Genomic DNA, 17,076 nt, shown 5'->3' with positions numbered 1-17,076 from the left:
TCAGGAAAACGAGCGAATTCTGGTTATAACTTCCGCAAGACAATGAATGGCAAGCACTTGCGAACCACCCGAGATTTTGAAAAAGTCGCAAAAAAGTTATCACCGCAGCCCCTGTTCAGCCTCTTCAGGGAATCGAATCATGAATGGCAATTCAACTGCCATTGGGGTGATCGGCGGGCCGGCAGCGATTCAGCGACTTAGGAGCAGGGCAGCATCGCTGCCGTCGCGCGATGTCGCGGCCTCGGTTGCTTCGCTCAGGAGTCGGGCCAGTAGTTCGCGGCCGTCGGCTCGAATTCCCAATTGGTCCTGATGTTGGGCAAGGGTGACCGCAGCCCGCAGTTCGAGCGAAATGGCTTCTTGGCGGCTGGCAATTTGCCGGGCGTGGCGGAAGTCGGCTTCGGCTTCCTTGAGTTTGGCGGGATCGCCTGCGGCCAGTTGCTGGCGGGCGAGTTGCTGGCGGGCCAAGCCGCGGAGGCGATGGAGTTCGGCTTCGACCATTCGCTCGTCGGTGATTTCCACGAGCGCCAGCCCTTTCTCGACTTCGCCCATTGCTTCCTCGGCTTCGCCGCGGGCGAGCAATGCTTCGGCCAGCAGTCCGTAGTAGTTCGTCAGGTAAGTGGCGCTTCCCGTGGCTCGCCAATCGGCAATGCCCTGCTTTAGCCGATCGATACCGGCCTGGGCATCGCCGCTGGCCGCGAGCGCCCAGCCCCCGAGGACGGAACTGCCGGCGAGCCAAAAGGGAAAGCCGTGCTCGCTGGCGATGGCGGCACATGCTTCCGCATAGCTGCGGGCTCGGTCCTGGTCTCGGCACAGATGGAACACCATGGCCGCGAAGTGGAGAGCCACGGATTGGCTGTTGGGCGAAAGGACCTGGCTCATGGCGATAGCCTGCTCGCTTTGCCGCTGGGCCGCTTCCGGAAAGCCGAGCAGCCAGAGCGCCACGGCACCGTAAGCCTTGCAGATCACGCCCGGATCTTGGCCGAACAGAAACGCGTGGGCACGGTGCCGCTGAGGATCGTAAAGCGTGGCGACTTGCTCGACATGCTTGAGCGATTCCGCCGGCAGACCTCGGCACAACGCCGTGAGGCCAAGTGCTTGATGCGCTTGCAGTCCCAAGTCTGGCGCATTCAGCTGACAGGCCAGTTCGAGCAGTTCGTGCGCGAGGACCTGGGCGCGATGGAGTTCCGAGCGAACCTTGCGCACGAGCCACAGACCCCACAGGACGGGAAACCGCTTCTCTGGCAAATTGGCGCACAACATGCGAGCCCGCTCGTAGGCGATCTCGGCTGAACGAGCGGCGTAGCCCTCAGTCACTTGTAACTGCAGGCCCAGAACCGTTTGCAAGGGAAGCTCGAGCGAGTCACGTTCGGACGAGGGAGGCAGTTCCGTTAGCAGACTGAGGCCACGCCGGGCGAGAGCCACGGCATCGCGATGAGCAAAGACCCAAGCTGCATGCTGCGCGGCGAGATGAAACTGGCGCGCTGCCCGTGCGGGCTCGCGACCTGTCTCGTACAGGCAGGCTAACTCGGCTGCGAAGGCACTGGGCTCGTCGTTCAGGTGCTTTTCCCAGGCTTCGGCCAGCGACTTGTTGACGACTCGTCGCCGCGTCGGCTGCAGACTGCTGAAGAGAGCCTGTTGGTAGAGCACATGAACGAAGGAGTAACGCAATGTTGGCGTGCCGTCAGCGAACTCGTCTTCGTGCAGCAGTCGCACCAGACCATGCACCCGATCGAGCACTTGCAGCCGCTCTTCGACCTCAGCGGGATCGAGTTCGGCCGCGGCGGCAATCACGGTGGAATCAAACTGATGCCCCTGGGCGGCGGCCACCGAGAGGAGCCAGCGATCGTCCTCGTCGAGACGTTCCAGCTTGCGTTGAATCATGCTCCGGACAGTCTCCGGCAGATCGTGCCAGATGTCGGGGAGTTCGCGAGCGAGTCGCCATTGGCCATCGGTTTCCGCGATCACGGCTTGCTGCTTTAAGTAGCGCAGCAAGTCGGCCAAGAAGAGCGGGCTCCCCTCGGTGCGAGAATGGAGCAGGTCGGCAAAGTGCCGGGGAAAGGCGTGGTTCGGAAAGGTCAGCGACAGGTAGCTTTCAATCTGCGACCGACCGAGAAAACTGAGGGCCAGTTCGTGGCAAACACCTTGGGCCTGCAGGTCCAGCTTGACGCGATGAAAAGGATGCGGCCCGAGCAGCATCTCGGTGGGGCGATAGGTGACGACGATGAGCACCGGGCGCTCGCGACAATGCCGACCGACGTAAGCCAGCAGGTCGACGGTCGAGACATCGGACCAGTGGACATCATCGACAAACAGCACCACGGTTCCAAACCGCGAAACAGCTGTTAGCAGCGAGGCAATTTCGCGAAGCATCGCTTGCTGCGTATGAGCAACGGGTGGCACGGTTCCATAGCGGCTTCCTGGCACCAGTTGCGCCGACCACGTCGGAGCAACCACGCGCAGCAACCGCGAGACGGCTTCGCCCGTTTCGCCTCGAATCAAGTCGGCGAGGGCATCGACGATGGGCAAATAGGCAGACGCGGCGGCTTGTCGCTCGGAGCAGCGACCACGGGCAATTTGTACGTTCCCCTGCGACTCGAGGCTTTCGAGAAAATCCTCGACCAGCGTCGTTTTGCCGATGCCCGGTTCGCCCGTCACACACACGAGTGAACCGCGACCGGCTTCGGCTGCCGCGAAAGCGTGATGGAGCGCTGTAAGATCTTGCTCGCGATGGACGACTCGGCGAGAGGAAGGCTCGCGGGCGGCTCGCACGCCGCGAATGATGCTGGTTAGTGCTCGCTCGACCTCGGTGGCCGTGGGACGCAGGCGATGGTCTTTCTGCAGCATGCCTTCGAGCAGACCTTCGAGCGCAGCCGGGGCGGCCGGGTTGAGTCGCGAAACAGGCGCGGGCTGCCCGTTGGCTATTGCGTGCAGTGTTTCGAACGAAGTGGCCTGCTGAAATGGATGTTCGCCGGCGATGAGCCAGTAGAGGACGATGCCGAGCGAAAAGATATCGGACGCTCCATCGAGCGGCGCGCCGCGTGCCTGCTCGGGAGACATGTACGACACGGTTCCCATCACGGCGCCGGGCCAAGTGTCGTGGCTGGCAGCGCCGGCATTTGGGTTCAGCGTGGGCAAGCGCCGCGCGAGGCCGAAGTCGAGCACCTTTACGTAGCCGTCGGCGCGAACCATCAAGTTCTCGGGCTTAATATCGCGATGCACCACGCCCGCTGCATGCGCCGCCGCGAGGGCGTTCGCGGCTTGTCGAATGAGCCTACAGACAACGGGAATATCGAGCTTACTGGCCGCGTGAGCCTTCAGGGTTTGGCCTTCGATGAACTCCAGCACAATGAAGGGGACACCCTCATGTTCGCCGAGAGCATGGACAGTACAGATATGGGGATGATTGAGCCCAGATGCCGTTTGCGCTTCGCGGATGAACCGCTGCATGCGATGGGCATCGCCGGCAAGTTCCGGGGGCACGAACTTCAGCGCCACATGGCGACCGAGCCTTGGCTCCAGTGCTTGATACACCACGCCCATACCGCCGCGGCCCAGCTTGGCGACAATCTGATAGCCGGGGACCTCGATCGGTTGAGCGGCATCGCGCGGTGCCGTCAGCATGCCTCCCAGCGTGCGGTCGGCGACTTGCAGACGTTCGGCGATTCGGTTGCCGAACGCAGGGAAGCGACGATTATATTCGCTCGAGCTCAGATCCGATTCGTTGCGGCGGCGAAGCTCATACTCGGCTGCAATGAGATCGAGAACACTGTCGAGATCCAGGACCAATTCTGGAAACTGGTCCAGATAGTACTCGACGCAAGTTCGCTGGCCGGCTTTGACTCGATACTCGAGATCGACATGCATGAGCTCGCGCAGCATGACCGAGCGGCGCGGATCCTCGGGAAGAAGATAGTCGCTGATCTGCGGCGGTGCCCCCTTGCGCCAGGCCTGCTCGAATTCGCGAATGAGGCCTTCGCAACCGCTCCAGGTGTCGTCGCCGAGCGGGTCGGGCGCGTCGCTTCGTTGCGAATGGCCAGTGGTGTTCACGTTCAGCTCGTTCCCGCCCGTTACGAATCCATTGTCGCCTGCTGGCGTTCCAGATACTTGCGTACCCGTTCGCGCAGCCGTCGTACCGATCGTTCTGCCCGGCCCGTTTGCTCGCTGATTTCCTGTGTTGAGAAACCCTGCAAGCTGAGTTCGATCATCGCCCGCTCATCATCCTCCAAGCGGGCAAACAAATCTTCCATCACCTCCGACAGCATGGCGGCATGATCGGGAGTGGGCTCGCGACTGACCGCTGCTATCCAAGGCGTAGAATCCTGTGCTGGCGCAACAGCCTCGCGCCGAACATCACGCCGCTCGGCTTGATGGAACCGGGCTCGATCGGCACATTTGCGAATGGTGATCGTCGTCAGCAGGCCCCATAGTCCTTGCCAACCTTCGGCAGCCAGACCGGCGTCACCATAGCGCAAGAGCAGGCTTTTATAAGCAGACTGCACGACGTCTTCGGGATCGACTTTGTGTTCTAGCCGCGCGCCTAAGTGCTTGCGAGCCATGCCAATGAGTTGCTGGCTGAACTGCTCGAACTCTAACCTGCGCGCTAGTGGCGTAGCGCCGTCGTCGATCGGGCTAGTGGGTTCGGATGTCATGACAGGCATCGAGAGCAAACGGCAGCAGGTAAGAAGTTCGCAAAATTCTTGGCCGATTTTCTCGGCCGCCGGGATGAAAGCATTGTAGCCACGAACCTCGCAGCCTGCACGCGAGCGAACGCGTGCAATCTTGCCTCCTTCACTGCCTTCGCCTGGAGTTCATCATGTCCCGCCGAACTTGGTCTCAGTTCTTCCGAGTCTGCTTCTCGCGCACCGCTGCTGAGTCTCACAGATCAGCAAAAGGCCGAACTGCCAAACGTCGAGTCATGCAGGTCGAGCAACTTGGCTCACGCCTGACGCCTGCGGTGACTGCTTTCTTCTCGGGCGTCACGCTGACAGTTCTCGGCGACAACCTCGACAACACCATCGAAATCAGCCGCAATGCTGCGGGCAATTTGCTGGTCAACGGCGGTGCTGTAAGTGTCACTAGTGGCACTGCTACAGTGGCGAACACTTTGCAGATTTTGGTCTTCGGACAAGGGGGCAACGACACCCTGACTTTCAACGAAGCCAATGGCGCACTGCCGAATGGGCGACTCTTTGGCGGCTCCGGAAACGATGTGCTGACTGGCGGCTCGGGCGCCGATCAACTATTTGGCCAGGATGGAAATGATACGCTGCTGGGCAAAGGGGGCTTCGACATGCTCTTCGGCGGCACCGACAACGATACACTCACGGGCGGCGATGCCGATGACCAGGTTTACGGCGAATCGGGCAACGACCGGATGATTTGGAACCCTGGTGACGATACCGACCTCAACGAAGGTGGAGCGGGCAGCGACACGGTTGAAGTGAATGGTGGCAATGGCAACGAGGTCTTCACCACCACGGCGAACGGCGTGCGAGTCCGCTTCGACCGGCTCGATCCCGCTCCCTTCTCGATTGACATTGGGACCAGTGAGAATCTCGTTCTCAATGCCAACGGCGGCGACGACAGCTTTTCTGCAACGGGAAACCTCGCGGCCCTCATCAAACTGACCATTGATGGCGGCACCGGCAACGACACGCTACTGGGTAGCAACGGCGCAGACCTGCTGCTTGGTGGCGACGGCAACGACTTTCTGGATGGACAGCAGGGGAACGATGTTGCCCTTCTCGGCGCGGGTAACGATGTCTTTCAATGGGACCCCGGTGATGGCAGCGACACGGTTGAAGGGCAGGATGGTGTCGACTCGATGCTCTTCAACGGTAGCGCCGGCGCTGAGATCTTCGACGTTTCCGCCAACGGAGAGCGTGTTCGATTCACGCGTAACCTGGGCAGCATCGTGATGGATCTGAACGACGTGGAGAAGCTCGATCTGAATGCCCTGGGCGGCCTCGACTCGCTGACGGTGAACAGCCTTGCTGGCACGGATCTCACCACCATCAATGCGAACCTGGGAGGAACCATCGGCGGCACCAGTGGCGACACTGCTGCGGACACGATCATCGTCAACGGCACAAGTGGCAACGACATTGTCGATGTCTATGGCGCCGGAACTTCGGTCTCGGTGCTCGGCCTGTACGCCACCGTGAACATCACCAACTCGGAAGGAGCCAACGACGCTCTGGTCATCAACGGACTCGGTGGAAATGATGGCCTTACTGCCAGCACCCTCCCAGCCGGCATCATCAAGCTGACGCTCGACGGCGGCACGGGTAACGACACCCTCCTTGGTTCGCAGGGAGCTGATGTTCTCCTCGGCGGCGACGATAACGACTTTCTGTTCGGCGACAACGGCAACGACCTGGCTCTGATGGGCGCGGGGCACGACACTTTTCAATGGGATCCCGGTGATGGCAACGACACGCTCGAAGGGCAGGATGGCACGGACGCCATGCTCTTCATTGGCTCGAATGCCGCCGAGAACGTGGACATCGTCGCCCATGGCGGACGTGTGCTGTTCCTCCGCGATGTCGCCAGCGTGACCACGGATCTCAATGACGTGGAGTCGATTGAATACCGCGCTCTGGGCGGAGCCGACAACATCGTCGTTGGCGATTTGTCAGGCACCGACGTCACCAAAGTGGCTCTCGACCTGCGTAGTCCGAATGGTGGCGGCGATGAGGCCGCCGACAATGTGACCGTCAATGGCACCAACGGTGCCGATGTGTTTGGCGCGGCTGGCGATGCCGGTGGAGTCAATGTGTTTGGCTTGCACGCGGCAGTCGATATCTTCTTTGCCGAAGTCGCCAACGATCGGCTGACACTCAACGGTCTGGGCGGCGACGACACGATCAACGCTACTTCGCTCGAAGCCGATGGGATGCAATTGACCGTGAATGGTGGCCTGGGCAACGACCTCATGATCGGCAGTGAAGGGGGCGACCTGTTTAATGGCGGCGATGGCAACGATACGGCATTGATGGGCGCGGGTAACGACACTTTCGTTTGGAACCCGGGGGACGACAACGACACGCTCGAAGGCCAAGAGGGCTTTGACAAGATGCTTTTTAATGGGGCCAATGTTGCCGAGCTGATCAACATCAACGCCAACGGCGGACGCGTGCTGTTTACACGCAACATCGCCAACGTGGTGATGGACCTGAACGATGTAGAGGGCATTGATTTCAATGCGGTCGGCGGGGCCGATGTGGTGAATGTGGGTGATCTCAGCGGTACCGATGTCGTGGAGGTGAATCTCAACCTCGCGGCCTTCGGCGGTGCCGGCGATGCGGCCGTGGATACCGTCAATGTCGTTGGTACCAATGGCGATGACGTGATTCTGCTCTTCGGCAATGCTAGTGGCACGTCGATTCTCGGCCTGGCGGCTCAGGTGAACATCACCGGCGCCGAAGCGGCCAGCGATCGTGTAGTGGTCCATGCCCTGGCTGGCGATGACGTTGTCGAAGCTTCTGGCCTGGGTGCGGCTGCGATTGGTCTCGTCGCGGACGGTGGAACCGACGACGACATTCTCATCGGCGGTGAAGGTGCTGACACACTCCTGGGCGGCGATGGTGACGATGTGTTGCTGGGCGGCCCAGGCATCGACGTACTCGATGGCGGCACCGGCGACAACGTGCTGATCCAGGACTAGCCGACCCTTGCTCCTCGCTACAACAACAAAGCCCTGCGACTTGTATGTCGCAGGGCTTCAATTTGTGGTAACCGTGAGATTGCCTCAGCGAGATGCTACAAGGTAATGGCGGACGAGAACTCCGATGTATTGCGAGTCGGGTCGGTTGCAGTCGCCGTGAAGAAGTTCGCGGTGGCGGGCGGCAGCGGTCCAAAGAAGGTATAGCTGGCCACACCCGAAGCATTGGTGGTCACCGACTTCGTCCCGAGCGAGATCTTGCCGGAAGGCGCATTCACGTCGCTGGCGAAGAACTCGATGATGTACGTCGTCCGCGGCTTGCTGGTAAGAATGCCACTGATCTGGGTTCCCAGCGGCTTCTTTACGGCGGTGGATAGAACCGGCGCGGCCTGGTTGATGTTCGCTCCCGTTGCCAGATCGATACCCAGCAGATCGTTGCTGTGAATCGAGTTGCCGAAGATAGCGTTGCGGCTGCCCGATTCGACGAGCACACCGTTATCTTCGTTGTTGACGATCAGGTTGGCGAAACTTCCCGAGGTCGGACTGACCGGTGAAGGAATGCGGCCAATCACATTGTCGGTGCTGGTGTTGATCAGAATGCCGTTGCCACCATTGCCTAGGTCAGTCACACCGGCAGGGTTTGTGCCGATGAGCGTGCCCAGCACGATGTTGCCCTTGGTGCCACGCAACTCGATGCCGTTGCCGTCGTTGCCACTGATGAGCGTGGGCACGTCTGGATCGTCTGAGCCAATCGTATTCGAGTACGTACCGGTTCCAACGTACACGCCGGCTTCACCATTCCCCAGAGCTACTTCGCCGAATACATCGGTGCCGATGTAGCCATTCGAAACGGTGATGTGGTGGGCTTTACCGATGATCGCCACGCCGTTGCCGTCGTTACCACCGATGATGTTCTGCGGAATGATGCTGCCAGTAATGCCCGGTCCGCCGACCACCAAGTGATGGGCGGTGCCACCGACTTCGACGCCGTTGTCGCCGTTGCCCATCACCGACGAGCCGTTGGTGTTGAGCCCGATAATGTTCTCGGTAATGCGAACACCGGTGGCAGCACCGGAGACTTCGATGCCGTCGTCGCCATTGCTGGAGATGACGTTGGTGCGGATCAAGATATTGCCGCCCGTCGAGGTGATCAGCATGCCATCGAGCCCGTTGCCGAGCGTCGTATTGGTGCTGAAGGCAGCGATGCCCGCGAACGTGTTATACGAAACAAAGTAGCTGGCCTTGCCGCGAACGACGATGCCGTTCTGCGTGTTAGCAGCAACGACGTTGCCCAGCGGAATCGGTCCGCCCATCGTCGTGCGGGTCGAGGTGCCTTCAACCACCACGCCGTTCAAAGCATTGGCGACGCCGGTGTCGTTGTCGGAACCCATGCCAAAGAAGTTGGCTTGAATGGTTGTGTCGTTCGAGTCAGTAACTCGCAGGCCATTCGCGCCGTTGCCGCTAATCACGTTGTAAAACACAAAGGGATCTTCGAGCAGCGTGCAGCCGATGAGCGAGTTGCCGTTGGCACCAACGATGGCAACACCATCCAGTGCATTACCGAGCGCCACTACACCCGAGGCGGTTGTGCCGACAAAGTTGCCGCTCAGCTGATTCTGCGTGGCCTTGCCCGTGATGAGTACGCCGTTGGCGTTATTGCCGGAGATGAGATTCCCCTGCGGAGGACGCACAAACACATCGTTGGTGGGATCGTTGCCACCGGTGGCGACACCGCCGATCACATTGCGAGCAGAACTCGAAGTCAGCATGATGCCGTTCTTCGCGTTCCCCAGATCGATGGTGCCGGTGAGATCCGTACCGATGTAGTTCATCGCAATTTCGTTGTCGTGAGCACCGTACAGGCCGATGCCGTTATCGCCGTTGCCGCTGATCACGTTCGAGAGTTGGAACTCGACATTGATCGTGGCCTGATACGGAATAGGGCCTTCCGTGCCAATCACCAGACCGACCACTTGATTGCCGTACACGGCATTGGAACTGCTGATGTTGTCTTCCGGGTCCATTACGGGGTAATTGAGATCAACCCAGGTCGCAGGGCCGAATGAACCATCGGGCTGGCGGTGTACGGTCACGAACGAACCTTGGGTTGGATCGCTAGAGCCACTTTGCACCGAGTCAGCATTCAGGGTGTAAATACCCTTCTCGACGCTACTGATCCCTTCGAAGTGCGTGATGTAGTTCGTCCCTTCGGGATAGGCGAAGGATGCCCAATTCGAGAAGTTGCCGGTGGTCGCATCGTAGTCAACCATGTAGGCGCTACCGATCGGACGGTCCTGGTCTTCCAGGTTGTTCACCGGCGTCAGGCTATAGCCGCCAACGATCGTGTACTTGCCTTCGCCGTTGTGCCAGATGCCATAGGCCGTGTTGCTCAGAGAGCCTGGATAAACCACGTCGGTTAAGAAGTCGTCCCCGTCAATGTCGTAGATGTAGGCGTGACCTGGCCCCAGCGGCAGGCTGTTCGCGCCGTGATCGGCAACGCTATCGTAGTTACCAACGGCAAGGCCACCACTCGTGCTATGGACGTAGTTGAACTTCGCGCCCGGGTAATTGACCGTCTGATAATTGCCAGCCGTCGCCAAATCGCCCGTGGTTCCTTCAAACAGGAATCCGTTCACTGTCACGGGGGCTGTGGCATAGTCAGCGTTGCGGTAACTGCCAACCATTCGCAAGTTGCCGCTGCCCAAATTGTCGGGACCGTACACGCTGGTGTCGGCGGCCGACGGATAGTTCACCGCATAGCTGGTGCCGACCGAACCGTCGATCGTTCCTTCGTACAGCAAGCCATCGCTGCCCGAAGTACCCACGATCAGAAAGTCGCCAGGATTGTCGGCAGCGCGCAGGCCTTGCCAGGCACTTACCGGCAGCGAAATGTCGTCAGTATCGTTGTAGGTGATGCTCGAAACTGGGTCGGCATGGCCGATCAGATTTTCGGTGGCACTTTCGATACGCACACCTTCTTTGGTGTTGCCGAGGGCAGCCGTTCCTGCTGCCGTGGTGCCAATGTAGTTGTCGGCGACAGTGTTCAGCTTCGCCTTGGCACTGATCAGAACGCCGTTGACATTGTTGCCGGAGATCACATTCCCTTCGACCACGTTGCTGGCACTGGAATTCGTGATCCACACGCCGTTGAAGGTATTGCCGCGGTCGAGCGTACCGGTGGCGTCGGTGCCAATGTAGTTCCCCAGAATCTGATTACTTGAGGAAGCATCGAGGCGCAAGCCATTCCCCTTGTTGGCCGAAATGACATTCCGTTCCAAAGCGGTATCGCCACCAATGATGTTGTTGAGCGAACTAATTAGTTCGATCCCCTGGCCCGCGTTTGGCTCGGCGGTAGTCCCGTTGAGATCCAAACCGACGTAGTTGCCCACGATCAGCGTGTTGCTCACGCCGCGCAGGGTGATGCCGTTACCTCGCGACTTCACTAGCGACAGCGAGCGAATCTCTGAACCGCTCGCGCCGGAGAGTAGTGTCAGACCGCCAAAATTGCGGTGGTCAATTTCTACGACAGGCGCTCCAGCAAAACCGGGGGCGCTCGTACCGTCGATTTCCACTTCGCCAGTTATGGTGGGCAGCGCGCTCGAGAGGCTGATCGTGCCAGCCACATTAAAGCTGATAACGTCGGCACCTGGGTTGGAGTTGGCACTCGTGATCGCCTGACGCAGCGATCCAGCGCCGCTGTCGTTCAAGTTCAACACCGAAAAACCGCTCATCACCTCGCGGCCTTCCAAGGTCTCAAAGAAGAGCGATTGCTTGGTTTGCTTTTTAGGAGCTTTGCTAAGCTTGGAACTGCGAGTTTTGGAAGCGGAGGTCAAAAATGAAAACATCGCTGTGAATTTCCCAAAGAGTAGGTTGGTTCGCTCGCGCTCCACACATCGTGCGAAGTCTTGAGCAGGCGGACCCGCTAGCAATTCTGTTGATTGACCATCGGGGCATGTGAGTAGCGTGGCAGCGTCACTCTGGATGATTCATTTGGTTGCCTTACGGTGATGGTCTGCTGGCGTGTGACTTGCAGATGGTAGTGGCACGGACAGCATGGAAGGCTATCGACGAATTGACATGCACTTACCCATGAACTTTTTCCGTTTGGATCACTTTGGCGTGGAATCCAGAGCCCTTTCGAGTAAGGGAATCCCTGGTGAAGTTGCCAGCAATGACAAGAGTCGACAGCGCAGGCTCGCTCAGCAACAAAGTGGAGAAACTGCGACCTTGGCGTAATCGCCTGACGCTGTCCGCCTGACAACGAGCAGTCAGGATCTTTTCGCTACCGCCCGTCCCGCCGCATTTCGTGACCTAGAGTTCAAGACGGCCAGAAATGCAAATTCGTACCCGGCCGCCGTTGATTGCCAGCAACTCGATCGGAAGCGTGCTATGCGAAATGCAAAATGTCTGTTGGGTCTGCTCTGCAGCGCGGCGATGCTCGGCCTTGGTGTCGGATGTTCACCCACCTCGTCGCATGCCGTCGCCAGCACTGCTGGTTCGCCGACATCGTCCGCCAGCGTCGGCAGCGAGGACACACTCGTACAGTTTTCGCTCATCGCCGCGCTCGCCTCCGGTGACTACGAGCACGGTGCTCCGCTGCGCCAAGTTCTAGAGAGCGGGGACTTCGGGATCGGCACTTTCGATCGGCTTGATGGCGAAATGATCGTGCTCGACGGGCAGATGTTTCAAGCTCTCGGCAATGGCACTCTGCGCCCGGCGAACCTGGATAGCACGACCCCGTTCGCAGCCGTCACCTGCTTTTGTGAGGACGGGCGGATTGCTAATGTCTCGGCCGCGACCCTGGAAGATCTCGATGAACAACTCGATCGCAAGCTGCCGCGCCGCAACACACCGTACGCGATCCGGATTGAGGGAACCTTTCGTGAGTTAACCCTGCGTAGCGTCCCGGCGCAGTCGCCACCCTTTGAGCCGCTCGTCAATGTTGTAAAGCATCAGTCCACCTGGAAACGTGAAAACGTGCAAGGCACACTCGTGGGCTTTCGCTGCCCCGCTTGGATGAAGTCGCTGAACGTGCCTGGATACCACTGGCACTTTTTAAGCGACGACCGGCAGATTGGCGGCCACGTTTTGGCCTGTGACTTCCAAGATGCTTTGCTGAAGTTTGATGAATGCACGGCCATCAAAGTGCATCTGCCCGAGTCGCCGGAGTTCAATCGGTTTGATGCCGACCAGATCAAGCAGCAAGACATCAATCAAATCGAACGCCAGCGGAAGTAGTTGCCAGCGAAATCGCAGCAGGTTCTCGCCGTCGGCCGGAGAGTTCGACGCCTAGCTCAGCAAAGTAAGCATCGCGAGAATCGACTACCGGCTCTGCCGAATCTGTTGCTTCGCCGGCCGACTGAATCCCTGCTTCGGTCGCCGCTTCACCACCCGATCCAATCGGATTCGCATTCAAGTAATTGATGATCACCAACGCATCGAACGCAGAGATCAGATTGTCGCCGTTCACATCGTAGTACGGCGGAGGGCTCCCCTCAGGGACCGGACCGGCACCGAACTGGTTCAAGTAGTTAATGATCGCCAAGGCGTCGAAGGCTGTGGTGTTGCCATCGTCATTCACATCGGTCGCGAAGTTCGGGTTGGTCCACACGCTGTCGTTGTCGTTTACCTGAATCGTAACGGTACCGCCATTAAAGCCGGCTGCTGCCCCAGTAATCGTTGCCGGCTGCGATCCATCCATCAGCGTGTCGTCCACGGCGGTGATCGTGAATGTGACTGACGTTTGATTGGCGGGAATGGTGACAGTTGTGGGGACGGTCGCTTCACTGGTGTCGCTGCTGGTCAGATTAACGACGAGCGGCACGCTCACATCGCTGTTGGAACGTGTGAGCGTCGCCGTCGTCGTACCATTCAATTCCGAAATTGACGACACACTCGCTGAAAGAGCCAGCGTTGGTGAGCTTGCCGTGTCGTTATCGTTGACCTGAATGCCGACCGTACCGCCACTGAAACCAGTTGCCGAGGCGGTGATCGTGGCGAACTGCGATCCATCGACAATAAAGTCGTCGACGGCGTTAATGGTGAACGTGATCGACGATTGGTTGGCCGGGATCGTGACAGTGGTGGGGACGGTCGCTTCGCTGGTGTCATTACTGGCGAGACTAACCACGAGTGGCACGCTCAGGTCGGTATTGGAACGAGCGAGTGTCGCCGTCGTCGTACCATTCAATTCCGAGATAGCGGTTACAGTGGCGGATAGTGCCAGCGTGGGTGTGCCGACCGGTACGATCTGTGCCGTCAGCTGATAGTTGCCCGTCGAGTTGGCGCCTCCAGCAACATCGCCATCTCCAGTCGTTGCCTCGTAGGCCACATTCGTGGCATTCGAGACGCCCAAATAGTAGGTGCCAGCAGACGTGAAGGTGAAACGCAGGTAGGAATCGAAGCCCAATGTCTCTCCCGCGGACGCTCCGTTGTCATTGAACGAAATTTGTTGGCCGGTGGAGTTGAACAAGCGAAGATACGAGCCGAGGCCACCCGGACCATTCAAGGGAGTGTCGATATCAAAATCGATCGTTTGATTCGCTGACACTGTAAAGCGATACAGGTTGACATCGGTGTCGGGCGAAATGTTGCCGCTGACCAAGGTGGGTGCAGTCGAAAGTGGTCCCAGCAGGCTGGCTTCCGAGAGTGCGTCGTCTGGATCCAGCGCAGAACTGCCAGTGACTTGCATAGTCACGGAATACGCGCCAATCGAATTGGCTCCACCGGCCGTATCACCACTTCCATCGGTCGTGTTGTAGAGCGTGTTGTTCGCGTTCGACACGCCCAGGTAGTACGTGCCGCCAATTGTAAAGTTGTAGCGCAAGTACGAGTCGAAGCCGAGCGTTCCTTCACCTGGAGCCGTGGCGTTATTGTTAAAGGCGATCTCTTGGCCCGACGAGTCGAACAGACGAATGAACGAACCTACGCCACCGGGGCCATTCAGTGGCGTGTCGATGTCGAAATCGACGATCTGGCCGTTGGTCACCGTGAAGCGATACAAATCGACGTCTGTGTCTGTCACGATGCTGTCGCTAAAACTCACCGGCGCGGATGTGAGCGGGCCAACCACGGTTGCCTCGACCAGGGAGTCGTCGGTATCCAACGGAAGCGATTGTACGACGAGCGAATAGTCGCCCGAAGAATTGCTGCCTCCAGGGGTATCGCCGCCTCCGGTTAACGGATCGTAAAGGCGATTGTTGGCATTCGAGATACTGACGTAATAAGAGCCACTTGCGGTGAAAGTGACGCGTAAGTACGAGTCGAGCCCCAGCACGCCTTCACCAGGCGCGGCGCCATCGTCATTCGAGGCAATCTGCTGCCCCTGCGCATTGAAGATCCGGATGTAAGAATCCAAACCACCGGAACCGTTGAGAGGCGTATTGATGTTGAAATCGACGGTCTGCCCAGCCGTGGCGCTGAAGCGATAGATGTCGACGTCAATGTCGCTAGCGATGGTTCCAGGAGTTGTGTCGGGGGTTGTCGAGAGCGGATCGATCGAAGACGCTTCGGCCAACGTATCGTCGGTGTCATTCGGATTCAGCGCTGTGCTCTCCAAACGTAGCTGATAGGTACCGATTGAGTGAGGGCCGCCTGCGGCATCTTGTCCGCCGGTGGTGGTGTTGTAGAGCGTGTTCGTCGCGTTCGATACGCCGACGTAATACGTGCCCCCCGTGGTAAACGTGTAACGCAGGTAGGCGTCAAAGCTTACCGTCCCCTCACCGGGCGCAGAGCCGTCGTTATTGAAGGCAATCTCTTGCCCCTGAGCATTGAACAAACGGAGGAACGAGCCTAATCCACCAGGCCCGTTAAGCGCCGTGTCGATGTCGAAATCGACAGTTTGGCCAGCGGTGACAGTGAACAAGTACAGATCGACATCGGTGTCAGGCGAGATGCTATTTGTAACGGTATTGGGCGCTCCGCTAACGGGGCCCAGCAAGGTTGCCTCGGAGAGCGTGTCATCGTCATCGAGCGGCAAAGCTTGCACAATCAGTTGGTAAGTTCCAGTAGCGTTCGCGCCGCCCGAAACGTCTCCGCCGCCAGTGGACGTGTTATAGAGCGTGTTGTTGGCGTTCGAGACTCCAATGTAGTAAGTACCGCTCGTGGGTATCGTGAATCGCAGGAAGGGATCGAAGCCAACCGTGTTCTCGCCGGGAGCGATTGCGTTGTCGTTGAAGGCAATCTCTTGGCTTTGGGCATTAAAGAGTCGCAGGAACGCCCCGAGGCCTCCCGGACCGTTCAAAGAAGTATCGAGATCGATATCGACGATCTGGCCGGCGGTAGCGGTGAACTCGTAAAGGTCGACGTCTACATCGGGCGAGATGCTGCCATTCTCAACAGCGGGCGTAATCGTTATTGGGCCCATTCCAATGGCTTCAGTAAGCGAGTCATCCGAATCGACGGGGGCAGTTGGAGCAGATTGAACAAGCAACCGATACGCGCCGATCGAGTTTTGCCCACCGGCGCTGTCATTGCCACCGGTCGTCGTGTTGTAGAGCGTGTTGTTGGCACTCGATACACCCAAGTAATAAGTTCCTCCTGTCGCGAACGTATATCGCAAGTAGGAGTCGAAACCCAGCGCACTTTCCCCAGGCGCTGTGCCGTTGTCATTGAACGCAATCTCTTGGCCCTGCGCGTTAAACAAGCGGATGAAGCTGCCGACACCACCGGGTCCATTCAAAGCCGTGTCGATATCGAAGTCGACCACCTGGCCGTTAGTCACTGTAAAGCGATACAGATCCACATCGACATCGGTCACGATCTCGTCGCTAATGTCGTCCGGGCTGGCTGCGATTGCGCCAAGGAACGTCGCTTCTGAGAGGGAATCATCATTGTCGACGGGAAGCGCGACGGCAGTCAGTTGGTAGTCGCCAGTGGCATGCGGTCCCCCCGCAATATCTCCGTTACCCGTGACCGGATTCGAGGTCGTGTTGGTCGCATTCGTCACACTCAGGTAGTAATTGCCCCCGGTATTGAACGTGTAACGTAGGTATGAATCGAAGCCCAAGACACTTTCGCCCGGAGCCATACCGTTGTTATTAGAAGCGAGCTGCTGACCCGAAGAATTGAACAGCCGGATGAAAGAACCGAGACCGCCCTGGCCATTGAGCGCCGTGTCGATATCGAAATCAACCGTCTGCCCGCTGGTTACCGAGATGCGATACATGTCGACGTCGGTATCGACATCAATCGTGCGGGCACGCGTGATAGGATTGGTCGACGCAGTTCCCAGCGAGATGGCTTCGCTGAGCGAATCGTCGAGATCGGCAAAAGGTAGGCGCTCGTCAAGCTGTTCCAAAAATAGTCTGCGAAAGCCATTTCGAATGTGTGGTGCCCGTTTGACGATCATCTCACCCCCCCGCCCGAACCGTGTTCTGTGTGCCTAGCGGGAAGGATGAGTGCAATCGATGGGC

6 protein-coding genes are annotated in these 17,076 nt (G+C 58.7%); 2 read left to right on the top strand and 4 right to left on the bottom strand.

Features of this window, described 5'->3' with window-relative positions; translation table 11 throughout:
* Positions 1-189 precede the first annotated feature (189 nt).
* Complete coding sequence (locus tag NA78x_RS17875) at positions 190-4,047, bottom strand: serine/threonine-protein kinase PknK (protein WP_425613734.1); 3,858 nt, start codon at positions 4,045-4,047, stop codon at positions 190-192.
* 20 nt (positions 4,048-4,067) lie between these two features.
* Positions 4,068-4,649, bottom strand: coding sequence for a sigma-70 family RNA polymerase sigma factor (locus NA78x_RS17870; protein WP_425613733.1), 582 nt, complete (start codon positions 4,647-4,649; stop codon positions 4,068-4,070).
* Positions 4,650-4,813: 164 nt separating this feature from the next.
* Between NA78x_RS17870 and NA78x_RS17865 the strand changes: the two genes are divergently transcribed.
* Positions 4,814-7,666 (top strand): beta strand repeat-containing protein, encoded by a 2,853-nt coding sequence (locus tag NA78x_RS17865; protein WP_425613732.1) that lies wholly within the window; start codon positions 4,814-4,816, stop codon positions 7,664-7,666.
* Positions 7,667-7,761: 95 nt separating this feature from the next.
* Here the strand turns inward: NA78x_RS17865 and NA78x_RS17860 are convergent, their stop codons facing one another.
* Entirely contained in the window at positions 7,762-11,508 is a 3,747-nt protein-coding gene (locus NA78x_RS17860) for a beta strand repeat-containing protein (protein ID WP_425613731.1), read from the bottom strand.
* A gap of 544 nt (positions 11,509-12,052) precedes the next feature.
* On the opposite strand from NA78x_RS17860, the gene budA reads away from it, so the two are divergent.
* Entirely contained in the window at positions 12,053-12,901 is an 849-nt protein-coding gene (gene budA, locus NA78x_RS17855; RefSeq protein ID WP_425613730.1) for an acetolactate decarboxylase, read from the top strand.
* Here budA and NA78x_RS17850 read toward each other — a convergent pair.
* Positions 12,873-17,012: a beta strand repeat-containing protein gene (locus NA78x_RS17850; RefSeq protein ID WP_425613729.1), complete on the bottom strand. Its 4,140-nt coding sequence runs from the start codon at positions 17,010-17,012 to the stop codon at positions 12,873-12,875. The two genes, budA and NA78x_RS17850, sit on opposite strands and share 29 nt — an antisense overlap.
* Positions 17,013-17,076 lie beyond the last annotated feature (64 nt).

The organism is Anatilimnocola aquadivae (assembly GCF_049819085.1).
GTDB lineage: Bacteria > Planctomycetota > Planctomycetia > Pirellulales > Pirellulaceae > Anatilimnocola.
The sequence above is the reverse complement of the archived record's forward strand: the minus strand, read 5'-3'. Positions and strand labels throughout refer to the sequence as shown.

Coding starts and splice junctions, on each gene's coding strand:
- budA (WP_425613730.1), top strand. CDS start 12,053: ATGCGAAATGCAAAATGTCTGTTGGGTCTGCTCTGCAGCGCGGCGATG.
- NA78x_RS17860 (WP_425613731.1), bottom strand. CDS start 11,508: ATGTTTTCATTTTTGACCTCCGCTTCCAAAACTCGCAGTTCCAAGCTT.
- NA78x_RS17850 (WP_425613729.1), bottom strand. CDS start 17,012: ATGATCGTCAAACGGGCACCACACATTCGAAATGGCTTTCGCAGACTA.
- NA78x_RS17870 (WP_425613733.1), bottom strand. CDS start 4,649: ATGACATCCGAACCCACTAGCCCGATCGACGACGGCGCTACGCCACTA.
- NA78x_RS17865 (WP_425613732.1), top strand. CDS start 4,814: ATGTCCCGCCGAACTTGGTCTCAGTTCTTCCGAGTCTGCTTCTCGCGC.